This is a genomic window from Syntrophorhabdales bacterium, assembly GCA_035541455.1.
GTDB lineage: Bacteria > Desulfobacterota > Syntrophorhabdia > Syntrophorhabdales > WCHB1-27 > JADGQN01.
Genome location: DATKNH010000025.1, coordinates 1 through 19,927, shown reverse-complemented (window position 1 = coordinate 19,927; position 19,927 = coordinate 1). Strand labels below are relative to the sequence as shown.

Annotated in this window: 22 protein-coding genes and 1 tRNA gene; 12 read left to right on the top strand and 11 right to left on the bottom strand. The window is 51.8% G+C overall.

Annotation, left to right across the window (positions count from 1 at the left end):
- The 10 genes from VMT71_03095 to VMT71_03050 all read left to right on the top strand — a co-directional run.
- Window positions 1-622: hypothetical protein (locus VMT71_03095; GenBank protein HVN22931.1), on the top strand; the 622-nt coding region annotated here is incomplete at its 5' end.
- Between the two features lie 224 nt (window positions 623-846).
- Window positions 847-1,905 carry a type IV pilus assembly protein PilM gene (pilM, locus tag VMT71_03090; GenBank protein HVN22930.1) on the top strand — a complete coding sequence of 353 codons (1,059 nt, stop codon included), beginning with the start codon at window positions 847-849 and terminating at the stop codon, window positions 1,903-1,905.
- A complete protein-coding gene (locus VMT71_03085; GenBank protein ID HVN22929.1) occupies window positions 1,902-2,435 on the top strand; it encodes a PilN domain-containing protein in 534 nt (177 codons plus the stop codon). Before pilM ends, VMT71_03085 begins: the two co-directional genes overlap by 4 nt.
- Window positions 2,432-3,076, top strand: coding sequence for a type 4a pilus biogenesis protein PilO (gene pilO / locus VMT71_03080; protein HVN22928.1), 645 nt, complete (start codon window positions 2,432-2,434; stop codon window positions 3,074-3,076). The genes VMT71_03085 and pilO overlap by 4 nt, the downstream gene beginning before the upstream one ends.
- On the top strand, window positions 3,054-3,503 hold the full coding sequence (locus VMT71_03075; GenBank protein ID HVN22927.1) for a pilus assembly protein PilP: 450 nt from the start codon (window positions 3,054-3,056) through the stop codon (window positions 3,501-3,503). The genes pilO and VMT71_03075 overlap by 23 nt, the downstream gene beginning before the upstream one ends.
- A gap of 12 nt (window positions 3,504-3,515) precedes the next feature.
- Window positions 3,516-4,952, top strand: a complete 1,437-nt coding sequence (gene pilQ / locus VMT71_03070; protein HVN22926.1) for a type IV pilus secretin PilQ — start codon at window positions 3,516-3,518, stop codon at window positions 4,950-4,952.
- Window positions 4,953-6,254: a hypothetical protein gene (locus tag VMT71_03065; protein HVN22925.1), complete on the top strand. Its 1,302-nt coding sequence runs from the start codon at window positions 4,953-4,955 to the stop codon at window positions 6,252-6,254. It begins immediately after the preceding gene.
- Window positions 6,255-6,328: 74 nt separating this feature from the next.
- Window positions 6,329-7,084, top strand: coding sequence for a pseudouridine synthase (locus tag VMT71_03060; protein ID HVN22924.1), 756 nt, complete (start codon window positions 6,329-6,331; stop codon window positions 7,082-7,084).
- Between the two features lie 72 nt (window positions 7,085-7,156).
- A complete protein-coding gene (locus tag VMT71_03055; GenBank protein HVN22923.1) occupies window positions 7,157-7,429 on the top strand; it encodes a metalloregulator ArsR/SmtB family transcription factor in 273 nt (90 codons plus the stop codon).
- Between the two features lie 464 nt (window positions 7,430-7,893).
- Complete coding sequence (locus tag VMT71_03050; protein ID HVN22922.1) at window positions 7,894-8,172, top strand: helix-turn-helix domain-containing protein; 279 nt, start codon at window positions 7,894-7,896, stop codon at window positions 8,170-8,172.
- Between the two features lie 54 nt (window positions 8,173-8,226).
- On the opposite strand, the gene VMT71_03045 is transcribed toward VMT71_03050, so the two are convergent.
- The 4 genes from VMT71_03045 to VMT71_03030 all read right to left on the bottom strand — a co-directional run bounded on the left by VMT71_03045 (window position 8,227) and on the right by VMT71_03030 (window position 12,271).
- Entirely contained in the window at window positions 8,227-9,285 is a 1,059-nt protein-coding gene (locus VMT71_03045) for a 3-isopropylmalate dehydrogenase (protein ID HVN22921.1), read from the bottom strand.
- Window positions 9,286-9,304: 19 nt separating this feature from the next.
- Window positions 9,305-10,600, bottom strand: a complete 1,296-nt coding sequence (gene purD / locus VMT71_03040) for a phosphoribosylamine--glycine ligase (GenBank protein HVN22920.1) — start codon at window positions 10,598-10,600, stop codon at window positions 9,305-9,307.
- Between the two features lie 11 nt (window positions 10,601-10,611).
- Window positions 10,612-11,202, bottom strand: coding sequence for a hypothetical protein (locus tag VMT71_03035; protein ID HVN22919.1), 591 nt, complete (start codon window positions 11,200-11,202; stop codon window positions 10,612-10,614).
- 139 nt (window positions 11,203-11,341) lie between these two features.
- Window positions 11,342-12,271 carry a radical SAM protein gene (locus VMT71_03030; protein ID HVN22918.1) on the bottom strand — a complete coding sequence of 310 codons (930 nt, stop codon included), beginning with the start codon at window positions 12,269-12,271 and terminating at the stop codon, window positions 11,342-11,344.
- A gap of 85 nt (window positions 12,272-12,356) precedes the next feature.
- Between VMT71_03030 and VMT71_03025 the strand changes: the two genes are divergently transcribed.
- Window positions 12,357-12,433: transfer RNA gene (locus VMT71_03025), tRNA-Val, on the top strand.
- A gap of 67 nt (window positions 12,434-12,500) precedes the next feature.
- Window positions 12,501-13,253, top strand: coding sequence for a YebC/PmpR family DNA-binding transcriptional regulator (locus tag VMT71_03020; protein HVN22917.1), 753 nt, complete (start codon window positions 12,501-12,503; stop codon window positions 13,251-13,253).
- 160 nt (window positions 13,254-13,413) lie between these two features.
- On the opposite strand, the gene ruvB is transcribed toward VMT71_03020, so the two are convergent.
- From ruvB to VMT71_02985, 7 genes are all read right to left on the bottom strand, one after another.
- The gene (gene ruvB / locus VMT71_03015) at window positions 13,414-14,475 is read right to left on the bottom strand and encodes a Holliday junction branch migration DNA helicase RuvB (protein ID HVN22916.1); all 1,062 of its coding nucleotides are present in this window, start codon (window positions 14,473-14,475) and stop codon (window positions 13,414-13,416) included.
- A complete protein-coding gene (ruvA, locus tag VMT71_03010) occupies window positions 14,472-15,086 on the bottom strand; it encodes a Holliday junction branch migration protein RuvA (GenBank protein ID HVN22915.1) in 615 nt (204 codons plus the stop codon). The genes ruvB and ruvA overlap by 4 nt, the downstream gene beginning before the upstream one ends.
- Window positions 15,083-15,610 carry a crossover junction endodeoxyribonuclease RuvC gene (locus tag VMT71_03005; GenBank protein HVN22914.1) on the bottom strand — a complete coding sequence of 176 codons (528 nt, stop codon included), beginning with the start codon at window positions 15,608-15,610 and terminating at the stop codon, window positions 15,083-15,085. Before VMT71_03005 ends, ruvA begins: the two co-directional genes overlap by 4 nt.
- A gap of 11 nt (window positions 15,611-15,621) precedes the next feature.
- A complete protein-coding gene (locus VMT71_03000; GenBank protein ID HVN22913.1) occupies window positions 15,622-16,326 on the bottom strand; it encodes a RodZ domain-containing protein in 705 nt (234 codons plus the stop codon).
- On the bottom strand, window positions 16,316-18,658 hold the full coding sequence (lon, locus tag VMT71_02995) for an endopeptidase La (GenBank protein ID HVN22912.1): 2,343 nt from the start codon (window positions 18,656-18,658) through the stop codon (window positions 16,316-16,318). The genes VMT71_03000 and lon overlap by 11 nt, the downstream gene beginning before the upstream one ends.
- Before the next feature lie 138 nt (window positions 18,659-18,796).
- Window positions 18,797-19,567, bottom strand: coding sequence for a flagellar motor protein MotB (locus VMT71_02990; GenBank protein HVN22911.1), 771 nt, complete (start codon window positions 19,565-19,567; stop codon window positions 18,797-18,799).
- On the bottom strand, window positions 19,567-19,927 hold a 361-nt coding region (locus tag VMT71_02985; GenBank protein HVN22910.1), incomplete at its 5' end, for a MotA/TolQ/ExbB proton channel family protein. The genes VMT71_02990 and VMT71_02985, both read right to left, overlap by 1 nt.

Genomic DNA, 19,927 nt, shown 5'->3' with positions numbered 1-19,927 from the left:
TTCTTACGCTGACGCAACAGGCACCATGCCGTTAAGCAATGAGGGTCATATTAGAACCATTACTATCCTGTTGAAGTCTTTCGACAACGAAAAAGATCCGCAGTACAGGGAAAGAGTGAAGCGGACCCTGAACTCCCATTTACAAAGAGTGGAACAAAGCAGCGACAGGGACTCAGAGCTTTTCTTCGTGCGGGAGATGGCCCGTTCCGTGCTCGCACCTGATAAAAAGGCTTGCGCACTGGGCGCTGAAGCGATTTCGCTGTACCCATCTTCCGCTCATTATGCATTTGAGACCGCCCGTTGCTACGCAGCGCTGGGCGATTTTGACGAAGCACTGCGCGTTATCAGCAGGGCCGAGCCCTACTTTAAGGCCTTCAGTGCTTCCGGCAACCCGCAGGGTCTGTTCGTTTACAAAATAAAAGACCTGCATGCCGATATCGAGTACAAGAAGGGAAACACAGATAAGGCGATTGCTATCGAGAAGGGTAACCTGACCGATGGAATGGCCGGTAAATACGCGATCTACAACGCTAAGGCGCGGGAGTTGTGGTCGAAAGAGTTGCTCATTCAATACTTGTCGCAGAAGGTTCAATTTTACGAAAAGGGCGACAAGAAGCAATGAGGCAAGGCCGGAGAGCGTGTCGCAAGAATGCTTAGAACAAACCCGCAGTAAGTTTGGCCATAATATTGCAAAGTGCGTCTGGAGACCGACATGCAGGACGCACTACTTTCAGCAGAATTTTCGATTTGCCAGATTAACAAACTCTCCAAAAGTGCGATAAAAAGAGTAATCGTGAATGCAGACTATTCTTATGGTGAGCATTACATTCAGACCTTGAGGGTATCATGCTGAATCAGGCCCTGGAGAAATTGCGAGTAAGACCGGCAACAGAACTGCTGGGTGTTGATATCGGAACCACCTCCATTAAAGTGTGCTTGCTCAGAAAGAGCAGGGACGGCTTTTCTTTGCAGAAGTTTGCAAAGAGATCCTACGAAAAGGATCTGTTGCACGATGGCACCATCGCGGACAGTGCCTTTGTCGCGAGCGAGCTGAAGTCTCTGCTGCTGGACCAGGGCATTAAGGTCAAGGCAGCGGCCACTGCGCTTTCAAGCTATACCGTTATCACGAAAAGGGTGACAATGCCTCTGCTGGACGAGGAGACGCTGAACAAGAGCATCGGTCTTGAGGTGGAGGGCGTAATACCTTACCCGTTGCGTGATATCTACTACAACTACAACGTCATGGGCGCGGGAGAAGATAAGGAGGCCCTGATGAGCCTTCTCATCGTCGCAGCAAAAAAAGAGATCGTCGATGCATACATAGACGTCTTTCGCCGCGCAGGTTTGAACCTGCTCATCCTCGATGTTGATATATTTGCCATGACAAACCTTATAGGGCATGTGTACGGTCCACAGAACTTTACTGTATTGGCTGCAGACATCGGTGCGTCTGTCACTAACCTGGCTATTCTCAAGAATGAGAGCATCGAATTCACCCGTGAGATTCTTATCGGTGGCAAATATCTTACCAGCGAGATCGCCAAGAAATATAATATGAGCCAGCAGGAGGCAGAAGAGAAGAAAGTAAGTCAAGACGCCGATATCAGCGATCTGGTTGATGAGTTTGTAGGGAACGTCTCGTCCGAAATGAACAAGACTGTAAACTTCTATATGGCAACAAAGCCAAGGGAGACAGTGGGAAGGATCTATCTCTCGGGAGGTTCCTCGCGGATACCCGGCTTAAAGGAACGCATCGAAGGCGAAACAGGGGTCGAAGTGGTCTTGCTTGATGCTTCACTCTGGCTGAAACAGAATGGAAAAAGCCCTCAGCTCGGTCAGGATGATCAAGCTTTCGCGCCTGTTGCGCTCTATCTTTCTTCAAGAGTGAGTGACCTAGAGTCATGATACGCATTAATCTTCTTCCCAAGAAAGTTCGCAAAGAAGCGCTGAAGTCTGACCTCATTCTTTTTGTTCTGCTGCTGGTCGTGGCTCTTGTGCTCGGCGCAAGCATATACGCGAAGAATCAAACTGAAATTGGTCACCTTAAGACTGATGTAGCGCGCACAAAGCAATCCATAACATCCATGGAAAAGTTCTATAGGGATTACCTGGCGCTGGAAAAACAAAAGAAGGAAGTCAGCGCCAGGATAGCCCTCATCGAAAAAATAAAAGAGGGTAGGGCGCTCACCGCCCGCATCCTATACGATCTGCCCTCCATAGTGAAGGAGAGCATCTGGCTGAAGCGCTTGAAGAAAGAGGAGGAACGATTCGACCTTGAAGGGCGGGCCCTCGAAAACGAGTCTATTGCCGAGTTCGTCGAGAGGTTAGCCAAGATACCTTATGCAAAAGAAGTGGAGCTCAGGATGGTTGAAGATGTGACTGAAGAAGGCGTGCTGGTCAAAAAATTTCTGGTGCAGGGGAGCCTGGGCTTATGAAACTCCGCCTCGACACCAACGCCCTGACGAAGACACCGCGAATGTACCGCATTCTCCTGATGTTGGCGCTTACCGCCGCCGCTTTTGCCGGAGTCTACTTCGTATTGCTCGTTCCGCAGTTTGACCAGAAGAGATACCTTGAGAGCGAGTACCGCAACACCAAGCAGGAACTCGATCGATTGACAGCAATCAAAGCAAATTTCGAGAAAAGCCAGAAGGAGTACGCCCAGCTTAAAGAAACGCTTGAAAGAGTACTCGTCCAGATGCCTGAGGAAAAGGACGTGCCGAACCTGCTCAGACAGGTGTCCTTTGTTGGCCAGGAATCGAAGCTGAGGGTCAAATTTTTTGAGCCCAAGCCACTCCAGGCAAAAGAATTCTATATGGAATTGCCCATAGAGTTGCGCTATTCAGGCGGCTATCACAACGCAGGGTTCTTCTTTGATGGCGTGAGAAAGCTGGACAGAATAATCCATGTGGCCAATTTTACTCTCGAGTCGAAGATGATCGCATCTAAGCCGGCCATGGAGGGCACTTGTTTGGCAAAAACCTACGTGTACAACAAACAGATGGCTCAAGAACAGACTAAAGAGAAACCTAAAGACGTGAAGGACGACAAGAATGCGCCGGCACCTAAGAAATAGATTACTTGTCATTTTCCTCCTTGTTTGCATGGGGCCCTTCTCAGCCTTTGCCCAGGCGGCAAAGCCTGAAGGAAAGGCAGAGCAAAAGAAGGCTGCTCTGGTTGACCCTGATTTTTCTTATACGTCGAAGGATCGAAGGGACCCGTTTGAACCTGTCTTCCTGACAAAGGTGAAACAGCGGCAGGCCAGCGGTGCGCTGAAGGAAGGATACGAAATGGAGGAGCTGAAACTCGTCGGTATGCTTAATAGCGGCGGCGCGAGGTTCGCCATGATGGAAGATACGCAGGGCAAGGGTCTGCTTTTTAAGCAGGGAGACTTTATTAACAAGACCACGTGGATCATGGAAATAGACGAGGAAAAGGTGACTATGGCCTACAGGATAAAGGGGGACATACGGAAGTTCGCCATAGATATTCCCAGGAAATAGAGAGGGTAAACTATGTATAAGAGATGCGCGTTGAATATCTTGGTTGTGATTATGGTACCTCTGCTCGCGTTCGGGCAGGTGCTTAAGCCCCCGGCGTCTAAAGTATCTTTCGATTTCATGGATGCCGATGTGAGAAACGTGCTGAGGGTGCTTTCCGACGTATCCAAAAAGAACATAGTGATCTCTGAAGACGTGAAGGGAAAGGTCACCGTCAAGCTGGATAACGTCACGTATGACGAGGCACTCGACGTGATCCTCCAGGGCAACGACCTCGCAAGGATCGACGAAGGCAGTGTGATCAGAATAGTGACCGCCAAGAGGTTTTACGACGAGCGCGACCGCTTCAGGAAAGACCGGGCAGAGATCTTAAAGGAAAAAGACGCCAAACTGAAGTTGGAAGAGGAATTCATGACGGAAACGCTCTTCCTCAACTACATGGATGCCGCAGAAGTCGGTATGATGCTGAGGGGGACGGCGGTGGGGATGCCTGGGGGGGCGGCAGGCATGAATACCCGGGGACTCCTGACGCCCAATGGAGCCGCCAGCGTTGTAAAATGGACAAATGCCGTTATCATTAAGGACACCAAGGACAACGTCCAGGACCTGATAAAAAGAATCAAAGAACTGGACATACCACCTGTGCAGGTGCAGATAGAAGCCAGAATCGTGCAGGCTACCACCAACTTCTCGCGAGATCTAGGGATTCAATGGGGTGCGCAGTACCGCACGCGAGTGGGCGGCACAAACACGGCACTGAGCGGGTTGAAGCAGGTCACGGGCGACTCCTCGACCACCGTCTACACGTCTCCGACGAATAATCTGGGAATCCGGGATTCGACCGTTGCGTTCCCCTACAACCTGAATCTGCCCGCCAGCCCCGCAGTTGGTACCGCCGGGGGACTGGGCATCTTTATCGGCGGACTGGCGGATTCGCTCCTGCTTGATGTGCAGCTTTCTGCTCTTGAGGCGCAGGGGAAAGGGAAAATCGTCTCGAATCCGAAAGTGATCACGTCCCACAACCAGACGGCGAAGATCGCTCAGGGCACCCAGATCCCTTATCAGACGGTCTCGCAGAACTACACCCAGATAGAGTTTAAGGATGCAGTGTTGAGCCTGGAGGTTACCCCCCTCGTGGCAAAAGACGGTAATATCCGCCTGAGGATCAAAGCAACAAAAGACAGGCCCACGCAAATACCCGGGGCTCCCGTGCCCGGCATAGACAAGAAAGAGGCGACTTCCGAGGTTCTCGTGAAAGACGGCGATACCGTGGTCTTGGGAGGTATCTACGAGTCGGAAAATGACACGGGTGAGACCGGTTTACCAGGACTGAAAAACATCCCGCTTCTCGGCTGGCTGTTCAGGTCCAACTCAGTGACGAATACCAAAGCGGAGCTTCTGATCTTCGTGACTCCAACGATAATAAAGAATCCATACAAAGCAGAGGGATAAATGAGACGGACATACCTGTTCATAGCGATCTGTTTTTTACTCCTTCACGGCATTGCCTCGGCAGCCGGGGAGGGCTACCTTCAAGGTGAGATCGTTTCTTCCTTCTCCGAAAGACTCGGTCTCTCGTTGGGGGACAAGGTAATCATAAGCCTGGGCGGCAACCAGGGAGTCGCCAAAGGAGATATTGCAAAGATTGCGAAACCTCATGCTGAGGACCCCTTGACCAACTACGCGGGGCAGTGCGCCGTCGTGGAGACTAGCGAGGTTTCCGCGGTCTGCGAAATCATCCGGAGCAGGATAGAGATGCACCGGGGCGATCTGGTATTCCTCAAACAGGTAGTGCCGTCGGGGGACCGTGCATTCTTCCCTCTGGCGCTCAAAACGTTGTACAGCGTGGTGAATCCATACCATGCGAGCAAAGATCTCTCGGTTTGCGTATATGGCATCTTCGATGAAAAAAACCAGGTAACAGCTCTATCTGACAAGATCAGGCAGGAAATAGTCGGGGTAATGCGGCAGAAGAGCAGAATCAAGCTGGTAGATGGGGCGGCGTCCATGATAGAGGCTTTCTATCCCACCGAAGACATGCGGTGGGCAGGAGAACTCAAGCAATTCATGAAGAGAGCCCGTATAGATACGCTGATAACAGGCATGTACCGGATATCCGGGGATCAGTTGTCCATCTTAGTTTATAAGATCGACGCAAGCGGGGATGATAGAAAAATAGATTTTCCGATAGTTAACCAGGAGTTGTACAGCCAGCTCGCCTCCCAAGTGCTTGTGCCGTATCAGCCACTGGCAAAAAGGGAGCAGGTGTTCTGCTATTTTGTGCTCAAGCCTTCTTACTACACTCCCCTTAAAGACGAAAAGGCGGCAATCATAAGATTCGAAGCTGGTGGAAACCCTTTTACCGAATTCAGTATGAAGAGAGACGATTTCAATATCATAAGCCCTGTGGACATTGTCGTCAATGTTGATGGCGAAACGTTCAATCTTTCTCCGCGGAAACCACAGCAACTTGTGACCCTCACCAAAGGGAGCCACCGAATCACCGCCTCCTTCAGGCGAGGGTACTATTTCAACGAAAATCTGCTCTATACCTCAAAGACTCTTATTACCCGGGAGGCTATCCTAGACATCAGTAAGAGCACCAGCATACTGGTAGATCTGTCGCTCAATCCTTTGCCGGATAAACAGCCTATCACTGTCCAGGTATTCGACAGGGTGGGCAAGGAACGGCAGCTTCTACGTCCTATCCAGAGGCTTGCAGACGATACGCTGGTGGAAACGTTCAAAGACTAATGGTAGGATACTAACGCCAAGCCGTTGTCCCACGACTACTATGCGTGGCAATACCTGTACAGGGGCCGGGTTACATGCAGCAGCGCCTCATCAGGCTCTCCAAGTTCCTGGCGGACTCAGGAGTGGCGTCCAGGAGGAAGGCCGATTCCATCGTAGCTGATGGTAGGGTTACAGTAAATAATATTACTATATTAACACCATTTACTAAGGTAAATCCACATAAAGATATTGTAACTGTTGACAACAAAACAATACCCGCGCCTCCCCAACATAAATACATTGCTCTTTACAAGCCGCAGGGCTATTTATCTGACCTTGCGGACCCCAGAAACCGACGGCTTGCAAGGGATCTCCTCGCAGATCAGGAACGCCTGTTTCCGGTGGGTAGACTCGATTTCCACTCTGAGGGCCTTATGTTGTTCACAAATGACGGTGAATTCGCTAACCTCGTGATGCATCCACGACACCAGGTGGAGAAGGAATATGTTGTCAAGCTCAAAGGCACGCCTCTACCTGAGGACATCGGGAGGGCTCTGCATGGCGTTCTCGTGGATGGCGTTCGCTACGCTTTCGATGATATGCGGCTGATCAGGTCCGAGCAGCAAAGCTCCTGGTTTCGCATAATCGTGCACGAGGGCAAAAATCGCATGGTCAGAAAAATTGCTGACGTTCTTGGCCATCCGGTGATCAGATTACGGCGGGTCAGAATCGGCCCGGTGCATCTCGGCCGCATGCGTCCCGGTGCGCACCGGCCTCTGACCCAACGTGAAGTGGCATATTTCAGGAGTCACCCGCAAACTGCGCAAAACCTGCGGAGTACGCGCTCTTGATGCTGTGGATTAAGGTTTTTTAATATTTTGGTTGACAGGGTAGTCCGGCTTCCGCTAACATATATCCTTCCCATGGACAAACAGAGTTATTTGAAGTGGGCCGATGTTCTGAAGACCCTCGGGCACCCTGTGCGTATTCGCATACTCGAGAGTCTTCTCGATGCCGAGAAGTGTGTGAGTGCGATCTGGGGCAACCTCAATCTTCCACAATCCACCGTTTCACAGCATCTTTCAGTCCTCCGAAGCAAGGGCATCGTTGACCATGAGCGAAATGGGGCCAACGTAAAGTACTTCCTGAAGGACCGCCGCATCGCCGAAATCCTGAAAGTAATGAAGAGTCGTTAGTTAACATAATATCTCTTATCAGAACCACCACAAATCCAAGTACACCAGAAACCCGTCAAGCGCCCCGCCCCCGACACTCATACCTGGTGCGGGGAACCCCTGACAAATAATCGCGGTTGCTGCCAGTAGGCACTGCTCACACCGCCCATTCCCCTTGCACCCGGCACAACTCCACGGTTTCGGTTTCAGTGCAAGCTTCTGCAGGGCTCATGCCTTATTGTGACCGACGTGTTGTTATTCCTTGCCCCATAAGTCTTCGTTTCAGGCGAAATCTATAGGCACTATTATAGTTCGTAACTGAACATGACCTGCCGTAATATACCGTTATGACAGGTGTACTCTTGCTGAATGAGATATAGAACCGTCACTAACTACACGATACCATACCATCTCAGTAACCCTCCGTTTAATCCCTAGCCCAGCAAAGAATTTCGTTTACAAAAGTACCCAACGGTGGGTACAATATGCAAGCGGTTAGGTTCTACATGGTTGATAGACAAAAACAGAGTGATATAACGAAGTTATATAAAACATTTGAGTCCCAGCTAGAGAGTCTTGCCGAAAAGCTGCTCAGTACCAAGATAAATGATGACGATAATGTTTTGGCTGGTGTCCAGCTTTCAATAGAACGTGTATTCATCAAGGCTGCCCTGAAAACGGCCAATAGCAACGTCTCGAAGGCGGCAAAACTGCTCGGCATGAGCAGAAATACCCTCATCAGAAAGCTGAAAGACGCGCGTTAGCAGGGAGGGGGTGGTTAACTGTCTCCGGCCTTTGGCTCTGTGCTTTTCCTCTCCTCAGACGTAGCTTGCAATCAGATCGCCCACTTCTCTTGTCCCCATACCCATTTTCCCAGCCTCAAGAGATTTGATGTCGCTCTTCAGGGCCCTCACTACGGCCTCTTCTATCGCAAGTGATGCCTTCTCTTCGCCCAGGATTTGAATCATCATGGCCCCTGACAGGATAGCAGCGAGCGGGTTTATCTGATTCTTACCCGTGTACTTTGGTGCCGACCCGCCTATAGGCTCAAACATTGAAACAGAGTACGGATTGATATTGCCGCCGCACGCGATGCCCATACCTCCCTGAATCATGGCCCCGAGATCAGTGATGATGTCGCCGAAGAGGTTATCTGTGACCATCACGTCGAACCATTCAGGATTCTTTACCATCCACATGCAGGCTGCATCTACGTGACTGTAATCAGTCGTTATATCCGGGTACTCCTTCGCAATCTCATAAAAAGCACGCTCCCAAAGGTCCGAAGCATACGTCAGAACGTTGGTCTTCGCAACGAGAGTAAGCTTTTTGTTCTTGTTCCGTTTCCGTGTAAAATCATACGCAAACCTGAGGCAGCGCTCCACACCCTTGCGGGTATTCACTGATTCCTGGACGGCTATTTCGTCAGCGGTGCCCTTCTTGAAAAAGCCTCCCGCTCCGGTGTACAGCCCTTCTGTATTTTCGCGCACGATGACAAAGTCTATGTCCTTTGGCCCCTTATTTTTGAGTGGCGTATCAACCCCGGGATAAAGCTTTACGGGCCGGAGGTTGATATAGAGCTCCAGTTCAAAGCGCGCACGGAGTAATATCTGTTTCTCCAGGATACCGGGTTTCACATCCGGATGTCCTATGGCGCCAAGATATAGAGCGTCCTGAGCCTTGAACTCAGCAATGACGCTGTCCGGCAAGAGTTCACCGGTCTTCAAATAACGTTCTCCGCCCACATCATAGTCAGTGTAGTGGAGAGAGAAGCCAAATTTCTTCGCTGTTGCGTCCAGTACTTTTCTGCCCTCTGCGACTACTTCAGGGCCGGTCCCGTCTCCCGGTATAACACCTATCTTATACGATTTACCCATACTACATTCCTCCACTTTGTTATATATCTGCTCCTGTGCTGATCACTTTCAGCGCCTTTGCCCCTATGTCCCTGCGGTACTGCATGCCATCAAAGGATATGCAGGAGACCGCGTCATAGACTTTCCGTATAGCATCCTTGTGGGTCTCACCCATCGCGGTCACGCCGAGAACTCTCCCTCCCGACGTATAGTACTCGTTGCCCACCTTTTTCGTGCCCGCATGGAACACGAACACATCATTGCTCCGCTTCATCTCCTCCAGCCCGCGAATGAGCTTCCCCTTTTCAGGCTTTTCAGGGTAACCGCCAGAGGCAAGCACCACGCATATAGAGACTCCGCGCTTCCATGTAATCTCCCCTACCCCGCTGAGCCTGCCTTCGGCGCAGGCCAGGAGGATGGGCAGCAGGTCGCTTTCCATCTTGAATAAGATGGGCTGCGTCTCAGGATCTCCGAAGCGGGCATTGAACTCAAGCACGAAGGGCTTCCCATGCGCAATCATAATGCCGCCATAAAGCACTCCCTTGTAGCCAATGCCTTCGCTGCGCAAGGCAGTGACCGTGCGCGTCATGATACTGTTATTGATCTCTTCTTCCATCGGCTTGTCAAGGAAGGTAAGCGGCGTATAGGCGCCCATGCCTCCTGTGTTTGGGCCGCGGTCATTATCCAGCAGAGCCTTGTGGTCCTGCGACGGTAACATGGGAAGCATTGATTGCCCGTCTGTGAAAGCAAGGCACGATGCTTCGATGCCTTCGAGAAACTCTTCTACAATAATACGTCTGCCTGCTTCTCCGAAAAGCGAGTCAACAAGTGTTTCCCGCAATGCTTTCTCTCCCTCGTCCCTCCCCTTGATGACGTAGGCCCCTTTGCCCGCAGCGAGCCCGTCTGCCTTCACTACGTAGGGAGGCTGCAGGGCACGGACGTAGCGCTCAGCATCCTCATAGGCCTCAAATATCTTGAATGATGCTGTGGGGATGCTGTGCCGCTCCATCAGCTGTTTCGCAAAAATCTTGCTCGTCTCCATACGCGCGCCTGCTGCGCGAGGCCCGAAAATCAAGATTCCTTCGCGCTCAAATGCATCTACAATTCCGGCTGCCAGGGGATTTTCAGGACCCACAACAACGAATTCGATACCCTCCCTCTTTACAAAGGAAATCAGCCCATCGATATCTCCGGCGTCAAGCCCGACACACGCAGCGGCATCGCTTATACCACCGTTACCGGGCGCGCAAAAGAGCGCCTCGACCATGGGCGATTGCGAAAGTTTCCAGACGAGTGCGTGTTCTCTGCCACCGCCTCCGACAACGAGTACTTTCATGCGAACCTTCCTCAGAGTGTGGCTTGCGAGAGATAGGTGTAAATAGCCTTATCGTACTCCGAGGTGGTCTGATACACCTTCTTTGCAAGATAGAAACGGAATTGTTCCGAAGTCTCGCCCTTGTGCGTCTTCATTTCTTCGATAAGCTTACCGTAGTCCGCGGGATCGATTACTACGGTTACGTACTTGAAGTTCTTGGCTGCAGCCCGTATCATCGACGGGCCACCGATGTCGATGTTCTCTATGGCTTCTTCGAACGTGCAGCCTTTGCTGATAACTTCCCTGAAGGGGTAAAGGTTAACCACGATGAGATCGATCCGTTTAATGCCATGTTTTTTCATTGCTTCGGCATGATCCGCCTTGTCGCGTATACCAAGAATGCCACCCGCCACCTTTGGATGAAGCGTTTTAACTCTTCCGTCCATGATCTCCGGGAAACCTGTGTACGTGCTGATATCGATGGGACCGGCACCCTGCTCATCGAGATATTTCTTTGTCCCGCCTGTCGACATGATTTCGACATTGTAGCTTTTCAAAAATTGGCCCAATTCTCCCAGGCCTGACTTGTCAGACACACTGATGACCGCCCGTTCTATCTTCATGCATCTCTCCTTTCAGATACAGGGTAATTTTTGCCTTGAAGGAACACTTTTTGCGAGCCAAATCATAATGTTAGAGCCTCGCGTTGTCAACAGATTTCTACCGGGACGCCGACTACGCAGCAATGCAAGGCCGAAGCCTTCAGTTCTCGTTCAGCACATAGAAGAGCGAGTTCCCTTGATGAACCGTGCGCAGTACCTTTTGCGCTTCCAACCTCTGGAGACGTTTTCTTGCTTCCTCCGTTGGTACGCCTGTTGCCCTCGCCACGTCGTCTAACGTCATGGCTCGCCGCGCTAAGGTCGCAAGTAAGCCCGCGACCCAGTCATCAATTCCCAGCCCTTCTGATCTCTTATCAAAGCCGCAAATAACCTCGCAAGGACCGCCGAGTGTCTCGCTGATCGTAACGAGCTCTGATACATCGAGGGCCTTCGCTTGCTGCTCGGGTGCCGGGCGCATAATGGTGTTGAGTTGTACCTTCTCGAGCGGAATGCTTCCGATAACTTCGCGGATGTGCTGAAGCTCATCCGCTGTATTGTTTATCCCTTTTGCAAACATGATCTCGAGCCAGATCTTCCCCTTGTAGATCTTTCGAAAAGTATGCAGCCCCGTCACTATACTCTCGATAGAGATGGAAGGATCTGGTCTATTGATCCTGCGGAATGTTTCTTCCCGCGCTGCATCGAGTGAGGGAAGTACGATATCGGCTGCAAGCAGATCATTGCACACATCCTCCCTGGACAGCAACGAGCTGTTGGTAATGACCGCCAGCGCTGTGTCCGTTCTCTTCTTCACTTCTCTCAGCATCCACCCAAGATCTTGATTGAGTGTCGGTTCTCCCGAACCGGAAAAAGTAATAACGTCCACTTGAGTAGCGTCATGGAGGTGCTCTATCACTTCTCTGAGTATATCTTCCGGGTCAAAAAAGCTTTTCCGCTCTGTTTCTGTGCGGTCTGTCTTCCCGACCTGGCAGTAGATACAGTCGAAATTGCAATATTTCCTGGGAATCGGGTCCACGCCGAGGGAGAAGCCGAGGCGCCGCGACGGGACCGGTCCAAACACTTGTCGGCTCATCGCGATAGTCTATCCCATTTCATGTGGAGCAGCAACCGCTGATTCTATTGACTTTTAGGCGCCGATATATTAAATCTAAGAGCGTGGGCGGTTAGCTCAGCTGGTTAGAGCGCTGGTCTCACATACCAGAGGTCGCAGGTTCGACTCCTGTACTGCCCACCATCTCATCAGCAGGATGTGCTGCTAATACCGCGGGCTTGCCCGCGGAAATCTATATTCGGGGGATTCCATGTCCGGCCATAGCAAATGGAGCACCATTAAGCATAAGAAAGGTGCCGCCGACGCCCGGCGGGGCAAGATATTTACCAAGTTGATAAAGGAGATCACCACTGCTGCACGTATAGGTGGTGGCGACCTTGAGGCCAACCCGAGGCTCAGAACCGCTGTCCTGAAGGCCAAGGCAGAGAATATGACCAAGGACAACATAGAAAAAGCCATCAAGAGAGGCGCCTCGCCTGCCGAGGCCGGCGAGTCCTATGAGGAATATATTTACGAAGGGTATGGCCCGGGAGGCACAGCAGTGCTCGTCGAAGCCTTGACCGACAACAAGAAGAGGACTTCAGCAGAGGTCAGGCACCTTTTCTCCAAGTACGGCGGTAACCTTGCGGAGGCGGGAAGCGTCTCGTGGATTTTTTCCAAAAAGGGCTATATTTCCTTTGACAAGAAGAATGTTGATGAAGATAGCATTATGGAGCTTGCGCTCGAAACAGGCGCAGAGGATGTGAAAGAGGATGACGGCACCCTAGAGGTGATCACAGACCTTGCCGGCTTCGACAAGCTGAAGAAAGCTTTCGAAGAGAAGCACATGAAATACGAGGTGGCAGAACTGAGCATGATACCGCAGACATCAGTAAAGCTGGAAGGAAAGCATGCTGAGACTATGGTAAAGCTTATGGAGGCTCTGGAAGACTCAGATGATGTTCAGGCTGTCCATGCCAACTTCGATATTTCCGCGGAAGAAATGGAGCGCCTCAGCCAATAAGTAAATCCGAAATTTCAATATCCAAATTCCAAACAATTACCAATGTGCAAATGTTCCAAACATAGTGCCGCTGGTATGCCGCGGACTCTTTTTCACGTTTATAAGTTTGAATATTCGAAATTGTTTGGAATTTGGATATTGGAATTTGGAATTTAAACCGTCACTCTTTTTTCTTAGCTCCTCCGAACAACTCCATATTCTGCCCCTTCACGCCTGTTTGGAAACCGAGGTGGAGATAGGCCTTCTCCGATGCTTTTCTGCCCTGGGAGGTCCGAGTCACGAAACCGCACTTGAGGAGATAGGGTTCGACTACTTCGATAAGCACATCCGATTCCAGTTGAAGCGTCGCAGCGATCGCTTCGATGCCGACAGGACCACCCTTGTAATTGACGATAATCGTGGTCAGGAGTTTCCGGTCCACGTCACCCAATCCGTGGCCGTCGATGCCTTCGAGAGAGAGGGCTTCTGTAGCGACCGATGGTGTAATCGAGCCTTGTGCCCTCACCTGCGCGTAGTCGCGAACCCTCTTAAGCAGCCTGTTCGCGACCCTCGGCGTGCCTCTCGCCCTGCGGCCTATTTCGTACGCGCCCTCTTCGTCTATGGATACCTGAAGGATAGACGCGGAGCGTTTTATGATGCGGACAAGTTCTTTCTCTTCGTAAAAATCGAGGTCTCTCACAATGCCAAAACGTTCACGTAAAGGTGAAGAGAGAAGCCCTGAACGCGTGGTCGCCCCGATGAGCGTGAAGCGCTCCAGCCGGAACCTGTGCGTCCGCGCGTGCACCCCTTTGTCAAATATGAAGTCAACCGCGAAATCCTCCATCGCAGGATAGAGAAACTCCTCAACAACCTTTGGCAGGCGGTGTATCTCATCAATAAAAAAGACATCGCCCCGTTCCAGGTTTGTGAGGACCCCCATAAGGTCGCCCCCTTTCTCGAGAGCAGGACCTGAGGATGTGACGATTCTTGTGTGCATCTCCTTTGCGATGATATGAGCGAGCGTGGTCTTTCCCAGTCCGGGAGGGCCATTGAAAAGGATATGCTCCAGCGGCTCGTTTCTCTGCAGTGCAGCCTCTATTGCTATCTGTAACGTTTCAACGACTTTCTCCTGACCGATGTATTCCGACAGAATGGAAGGCCGTAACGTGCTGTTGATCTCTTCGTCCGCACCCCTGTCAGGCTTCAACAGATCCGGAAAATTGTCGCTTTCCTCGTAGATCACGATCTCTGTCCCCGATAGACTTCCTCAAAAAGCTCTTCCGACGAGCTGATCGAAGGATTCCTCTTGAGCGCCTCCTCGATCATCTTCCTCGCTTCATACGCCTTGTGGCCGAGCTGCGTGACCATCACGTCTTCCACTTCCTTCCTGAAGTCTTCCGGTGCAGCTGCAGGCAGCTCCACATCCGGCATCAGCGCGTACTTTGCAACCTTACCTTTGAGTGTCGCTACTATTTTTTCCGCCTTGCGCTCCCCTATTCCTTTCAGCTGGCGGAGCGCTTTCGTGTCTTTTTCCTCTATGAACCTGGCTATCTCCCGCACCGGGCGGCCAAGTGCCCTGACCGCAGCCAGCGGACCTATGTCTTCTACAGATATGAAAAGTTCGAAAAACTCCTTATCAAGGCCCGACCGGAATCCTATAAGGACTGGTTTTGGCTGTCGCTCCGTCTGATGGAACGAGACGTGGAGCCCTAATGCGCCGTCGATCACTGCAGTTCGTTTAATCTCACTCATAACGTAGGCAGGGATAAGCAGCTCATAGCCGATGCCGCCGACCAGCAGGGTGATCCTGTCGGCATTTATATTCTTGAGACGGCCCTCGAGGTATGAAATCATGCGAATTCAGCGTAACCCTTTCTGTAGTAAGCTGTCAACGCCACGGCAATGGCGTCAGCCGCGTGAAGAGAGGTGAGATCGCGTATGCCGAGAATTCGCTGGGTAGCCGTTTTGATCTGCTCCTTCGTAGCGCTACCGCTGCCTACCAGCGCATTCTTCACCTCTCTCGGCGTAATCTCGAGAATTGGAAGGCCACGCTGATGTGCGCTTAAGTAGATTATCCCGAGAACTTCACCAAGCAAAATGCCGGCTTTCGGGTATCTAACAAGGGAAAAAACGTTTTCAATAGCCACGAGCTGGGGTTGCAGTTTGACCAGCAAGCTGTTGATGTCTTCAAACACCTGCCCCAATCTCTTGGCAAGAGGGTCGCGAGGGAGGGTTTCTATGCGGCCTGCGGCGCGCAGGCTCGCAGATTTTTCACCACAAAAAATTGCCCCGAAACCTGTACTCGCCAGCCCGGGGTCTAAACCAAGAATGATCATATCAGGCAGAACACGACCTGTCAGCCGTTGGTCACGTGCCATCAGCCGGTTTGTTACGGCAGGGTAATTCTCTTCACCTCTCCGCTCGTACCCTCAAACTTGGTGTCTTTGCCATCGAAAAAGAGCTTGACGCCGCCAGCGTTCCCGACGAGCAGGTCAAATTTCTCTTTTGCTGTAAACATCACAACCTCTTCCGGGTTGAGCATTACTTCCTTCTTCTCCGCCCCGTCGATCACGATCCTCACCCATGTCCTCTCGTGGCAGGCGATCATCAATTTCTTCATCTCGTTTGAGGGCCAGCTTGACTGGGACTCCGGCGCATTGCGTGCGACGGTTTCGTACTGCGGCGGCATGGGGACTTCCCGCTGTCCGTGAAGAAAGAGGAGAAGCGTCAGGATAGCGACCACAGCCACCGAGCCTCCGAGGATCGCTCTCCTGAGCTGAGGCCTTTCTTTTCTGTCTTTCACCTTTGGCGAGGGCTGATCGTCGATTCGAGTTAAAGCGCGGACACCCGAAGGTTCCTCTTCTGCAGAAAGGATCGGGGCCACCCGCTCATACACTTTGAGGTACTTCGCGTACTGTACGACATAGCCTCTTACATAGACAAGGTGAGGTAGAGCAGTCCACTGGCCCGACTCAATCGCATCTATAACCGATTTTCGCACGAAGAGAGCGGTCGAAACGTCCTCCAGGGAAAGCCCTCTTCCTTCCCGCGTGCTCTTGAGGATGTGTCCGATTTCAGCAAGATCAATGGGCATGACCACCTTCTATGCTTCCGGTGAATATTCCATCAAATACATATGATAGAACATCCTCGACATTTTTTGCCAGTATTATTTTTACCTGCGCCAGTTGGTCTTCATGGATATCGGAAAGATCATCCCTGTTTTTCCACGGAATAACGATTTCCTTGCTGCCGTGACGCAGCGCAGCAAGTACCTTCTCTTTTATGCCGCCTACTGGTAGAAGTTCTCCGGACAACGTTAATTCTCCGGTCATGGCAACCGTCTGCCTCGCAGGAGCATTTTTCATCATCGAGACAAGCGCAACCAGGATAGTGATGCCTGCCGAAGGCCCGTCTTTGGGAATGCTGCCCTGCGGAACGTGGATATGGATATCCCTTTCGTCGTAAAAACAGGGGTCCAGACCCAACCGTTCAACATTGGACCGTACATAGGTAAGCGCGGCCTGCGCGGACTCCTTCATAACGTCACCCAGGGAGCCGGTCAGCAGCAGCCCTGAACGGCCCTTCATCCCCCTGGCTTCTATGAATATAATATCCCCTCCCGCTTCAGTCCATGCCAATCCGCAGGCGACTCCCGGTTTGTCCCTGGCGTCAATATCCGCCCCACGATACGTAGGCTTGCCGAGCAGAAGACGAACCGCGGCGCCATCAATCAACCTCGGGCATTCCCCCTTTTGTGCCAGCGATCTGGCGCATTTCCTGAAGACTGAGCCTATCTCCCGTTCAAGGTTGCGGACACCCGCTTCCCGGGTGTAGTCCCGGACAATGGTTCGCACCGCTCCTTCGTCGAACGTGATGTCTTCCCCGATGAGCCCGTTTTCTTTTTGCTGTTTGACTACAAGGTGCTCAAGGGCAATCCTGACCTTTTCTTCCTCAGTATACCCGGAGACTTGCACAACCTCCATTCTGTCTCGCAGCGGTGCAGGTATGGAGTGAACCACATTGGCAGTCGTTATGAACATGACGCTGGACAGGTCAAAAGGAACGTCTAGGTAGTGATCCTTGAAAGAATGGTTCTGCTCGGGATCGAGAACCTCAAGAAGTGCTGACGCCGGATCACCCCGGAAATCGTTTCCAAGCTTATCCACCTCATCGAGCATGAGCACCGGGTTGTTCGTCTCTGACCTGCGCAATTCCTGGATGATCCTTCCCGGCATCGCTCCCACATACGTCCTTCGATGCCCCCTTATCTCGGCTTCATCCTTGATGCCCCCAAGGGACATGCGGACGAACTTCCTGCCGGTCGCTCTGGCGATCGACATGCCGAGAGAGGTCTTGCCAACCCCAGGAGGGCCCGCAAAGCAAAGAATCGGCCCCTTCATGCTCTCGTTAAGTTTTCTCACCGCGAGAAATTCGAGAACCCGCTCCTTGACTTTCTCCAGGCCGTAGTGATCCTCATCCAGGATTGCCTGAGCCCTGTCGATATTCAGGCTATCCTCTGTCCGTTTCGTCCAGGGCATGCTCGCCAGGTAATCCAGATACGTTCTCGATACTGTATATTCGGCAGATGCCGGGTTCATGCGTTCCAGGCGTGCGAGTTCCTTTTGGGCTGTCTCGCCAACCTTCTCAGGCATGCCGCTCGTCTTGATCTTCTCCTTGAGCTCCTCTACATCGTCCAGGTGTGTGCCGTCCTCACCCAGTTCTCTCTGTATGACTTTCATCTGTTGCCGAAGCATAAAATCCTTTTGCGATTTGCCTATCTCCTTGGCTACTTCCAGTTGAATCTTCGCCTTTACCTGGAGTGACTGCACCTCTTTGCTGAGCAGCAGGAATACCTTCTTCAGTCGTTCCGCCAAATCCAGGGTCTCCAGAATCTCCTGCTGTTCCGCAATGTCATGAGCAAGATAAGAAGCCATGAGGTCTGCCAGCTTACCCGGCCGGTCAACATTCCCGATCAACCTCACCACCTCTTCAGAGAGGGGCGCACCGAAGCTCAGGCAAATCTTGAGAAGCGCATTTATGCTCTGGGTGAGTGCGTCCGTCACCGTATTCGCCTTTTCCTGCTCACTGATAATCTCCACTTCTCCTATCAGGCAGGGGGTGGTCTCAAGGATCTTCTTCAGCTTGAATCGTTGTCTGCCCTCTATAATCACCCGAAGCAGGCTCTTTTCATCCCTTGAGTACTGAAGCACGTGCCCTATTGTACCCACAGTGAACACATCCTTGGGGCCAGGCACGACTGCCGCGGGGTCTTTCACTGCCACAAACCCCAGAGGAAGTCCCGACTCCAGCGATTCAGTAAATGGTCTACTGCAGGATTCATCCTGAAAGACAATGGGGACGATCAATGACGGAAAAAGCGCGATCTCTCTCAAGGGAAGCAAAATGATTCTTACAAGCACCATGGCTACGGGCAAAGTTTAAACAATCTGACGTAGGCTTGTCAAAAAGCGAAAACGGCTGCAAAGAAGTGAACAGTGGCTAGCGAATAGTAACGCACAACCAGTACATGAAAAAGTACTGGAAGATGCCGGGCGACCGATCTACTGCTTGTTGGGTGGCGTCTCCGGAGGAGGGGCAGCCGGTGCCTTCGGCTTATTCTCGGCAACGTTCACTATTATGATCTCGATGCGCCTGTTGGTGGCGCGATCTTCCGGTGTGTCATTGGAAGCTATGGGGCGGTATTCCGCATAACCCGATGCAGAAATACGGTCTGGTGGAAAATGACGTCGCTCTACCAGGTATCTCACCACCTCTGTCGCCCGTCTCACAGACAACTCCCAGTTTGATCTGAACTCGCTCGTACTGATCGGCACATTGTCTGTGTGCCCTTCCACGCGCACATGATTAGGCATACCCACGAGGACCGGCGCTATCCCGTCCAGAGCGCTTCGCGCCCTGGAGGTGAGATCAGCCCTACCTGTATCAAAGAACGCTTTCTCCATAGCACGGACCACGAGACCCCGCTCATCAGAAACGAGCGAAATATTCTGCATCCCATCAGCTGCGCCCTTGTCTCCAATCTCCCGCAGTTCTTTTTCTAACTGTTCCTTAAGGGCTGCAACATTCTCCGCTCCGCCCTTGAATGAAAGTTCTATTGGCGCCTTGCCTGCGACGTTGCCTGTCGCCAGAATGGCATGGCTTCCGGAGAATATCGCTTTCAGGTGCGCTGCGACCTCCTGATATTTCTTGGAGTCCTGTTTGGACATCGTGTACATCAGGATGAAGAAAGCAAGGAGGAGCGTGATCAGGTCGGCGTAAGTGATCAGCCAGCGCTCGAGGTTCTCGTGCTCCTCCGGTTTCTTCTTTCTCACTAGTCCTCCTCCGTTCTCATATCAGGGATTAGGAAAGAGAGCAGTTTCATTCTGATGACCCGGGGGTTATCCCCCATGGCAAGAGACATGACGCCCTCTGTAATGATTTCAAGGCAGAGGCCCTCGTCCTGATGCTTGGCTTTCAACTTGTCAGAGATCGGGAGGTATATGAGGTTGGCGAGCGCGACACCCCACAAGGTGGCTATGAATGCGCCGGCAATGGAAGCAGCGATGTTTGAGGCGTTCTCGATATTTCCGAGGGCATGGATGAGACCGAGCACAGTCCCCATAATGCCGAGGGTCGGAGAAAAGCCGCCCAGTTTCTGAAAGAACGCGGCGCCCGACTTGTGCCGTTCCTCA

Bases quoted from the DNA above. Each gene is read 5' to 3' on its own strand.
- VMT71_03000 (HVN22913.1), bottom strand. From the start codon at position 16,326: ATGCCCATTGATCTTGCTGAAATCGGACACATCCTCAAGAGCACGCGG.
- pilM (HVN22930.1), top strand. From the start codon at position 847: ATGCTGAATCAGGCCCTGGAGAAATTGCGAGTAAGACCGGCAACAGAA.
- VMT71_03065 (HVN22925.1), top strand. From the start codon at position 4,953: ATGAGACGGACATACCTGTTCATAGCGATCTGTTTTTTACTCCTTCAC.
- VMT71_03045 (HVN22921.1), bottom strand. From the start codon at position 9,285: ATGGGTAAATCGTATAAGATAGGTGTTATACCGGGAGACGGGACCGGC.
- pilQ (HVN22926.1), top strand. From the start codon at position 3,516: ATGTATAAGAGATGCGCGTTGAATATCTTGGTTGTGATTATGGTACCT.
- VMT71_03035 (HVN22919.1), bottom strand. From the start codon at position 11,202: ATGAAGATAGAACGGGCGGTCATCAGTGTGTCTGACAAGTCAGGCCTG.
- VMT71_03060 (HVN22924.1), top strand. From the start codon at position 6,329: ATGCAGCAGCGCCTCATCAGGCTCTCCAAGTTCCTGGCGGACTCAGGA.
- VMT71_03005 (HVN22914.1), bottom strand. From the start codon at position 15,610: ATGGCACGTGACCAACGGCTGACAGGTCGTGTTCTGCCTGATATGATC.
- lon (HVN22912.1), bottom strand. From the start codon at position 18,658: ATGGTGCTTGTAAGAATCATTTTGCTTCCCTTGAGAGAGATCGCGCTT.
- VMT71_03085 (HVN22929.1), top strand. From the start codon at position 1,902: ATGATACGCATTAATCTTCTTCCCAAGAAAGTTCGCAAAGAAGCGCTG.
- ruvA (HVN22915.1), bottom strand. From the start codon at position 15,086: ATGATTTCATACCTCGAGGGCCGTCTCAAGAATATAAATGCCGACAGG.
- VMT71_03075 (HVN22927.1), top strand. From the start codon at position 3,054: ATGCGCCGGCACCTAAGAAATAGATTACTTGTCATTTTCCTCCTTGTT.
- purD (HVN22920.1), bottom strand. From the start codon at position 10,600: ATGAAAGTACTCGTTGTCGGAGGCGGTGGCAGAGAACACGCACTCGTC.
- VMT71_03020 (HVN22917.1), top strand. From the start codon at position 12,501: ATGTCCGGCCATAGCAAATGGAGCACCATTAAGCATAAGAAAGGTGCC.
- pilO (HVN22928.1), top strand. From the start codon at position 2,432: ATGAAACTCCGCCTCGACACCAACGCCCTGACGAAGACACCGCGAATG.
- VMT71_03055 (HVN22923.1), top strand. From the start codon at position 7,157: ATGGACAAACAGAGTTATTTGAAGTGGGCCGATGTTCTGAAGACCCTC.
- VMT71_03050 (HVN22922.1), top strand. From the start codon at position 7,894: ATGCAAGCGGTTAGGTTCTACATGGTTGATAGACAAAAACAGAGTGAT.
- VMT71_03030 (HVN22918.1), bottom strand. From the start codon at position 12,271: ATGAGCCGACAAGTGTTTGGACCGGTCCCGTCGCGGCGCCTCGGCTTC.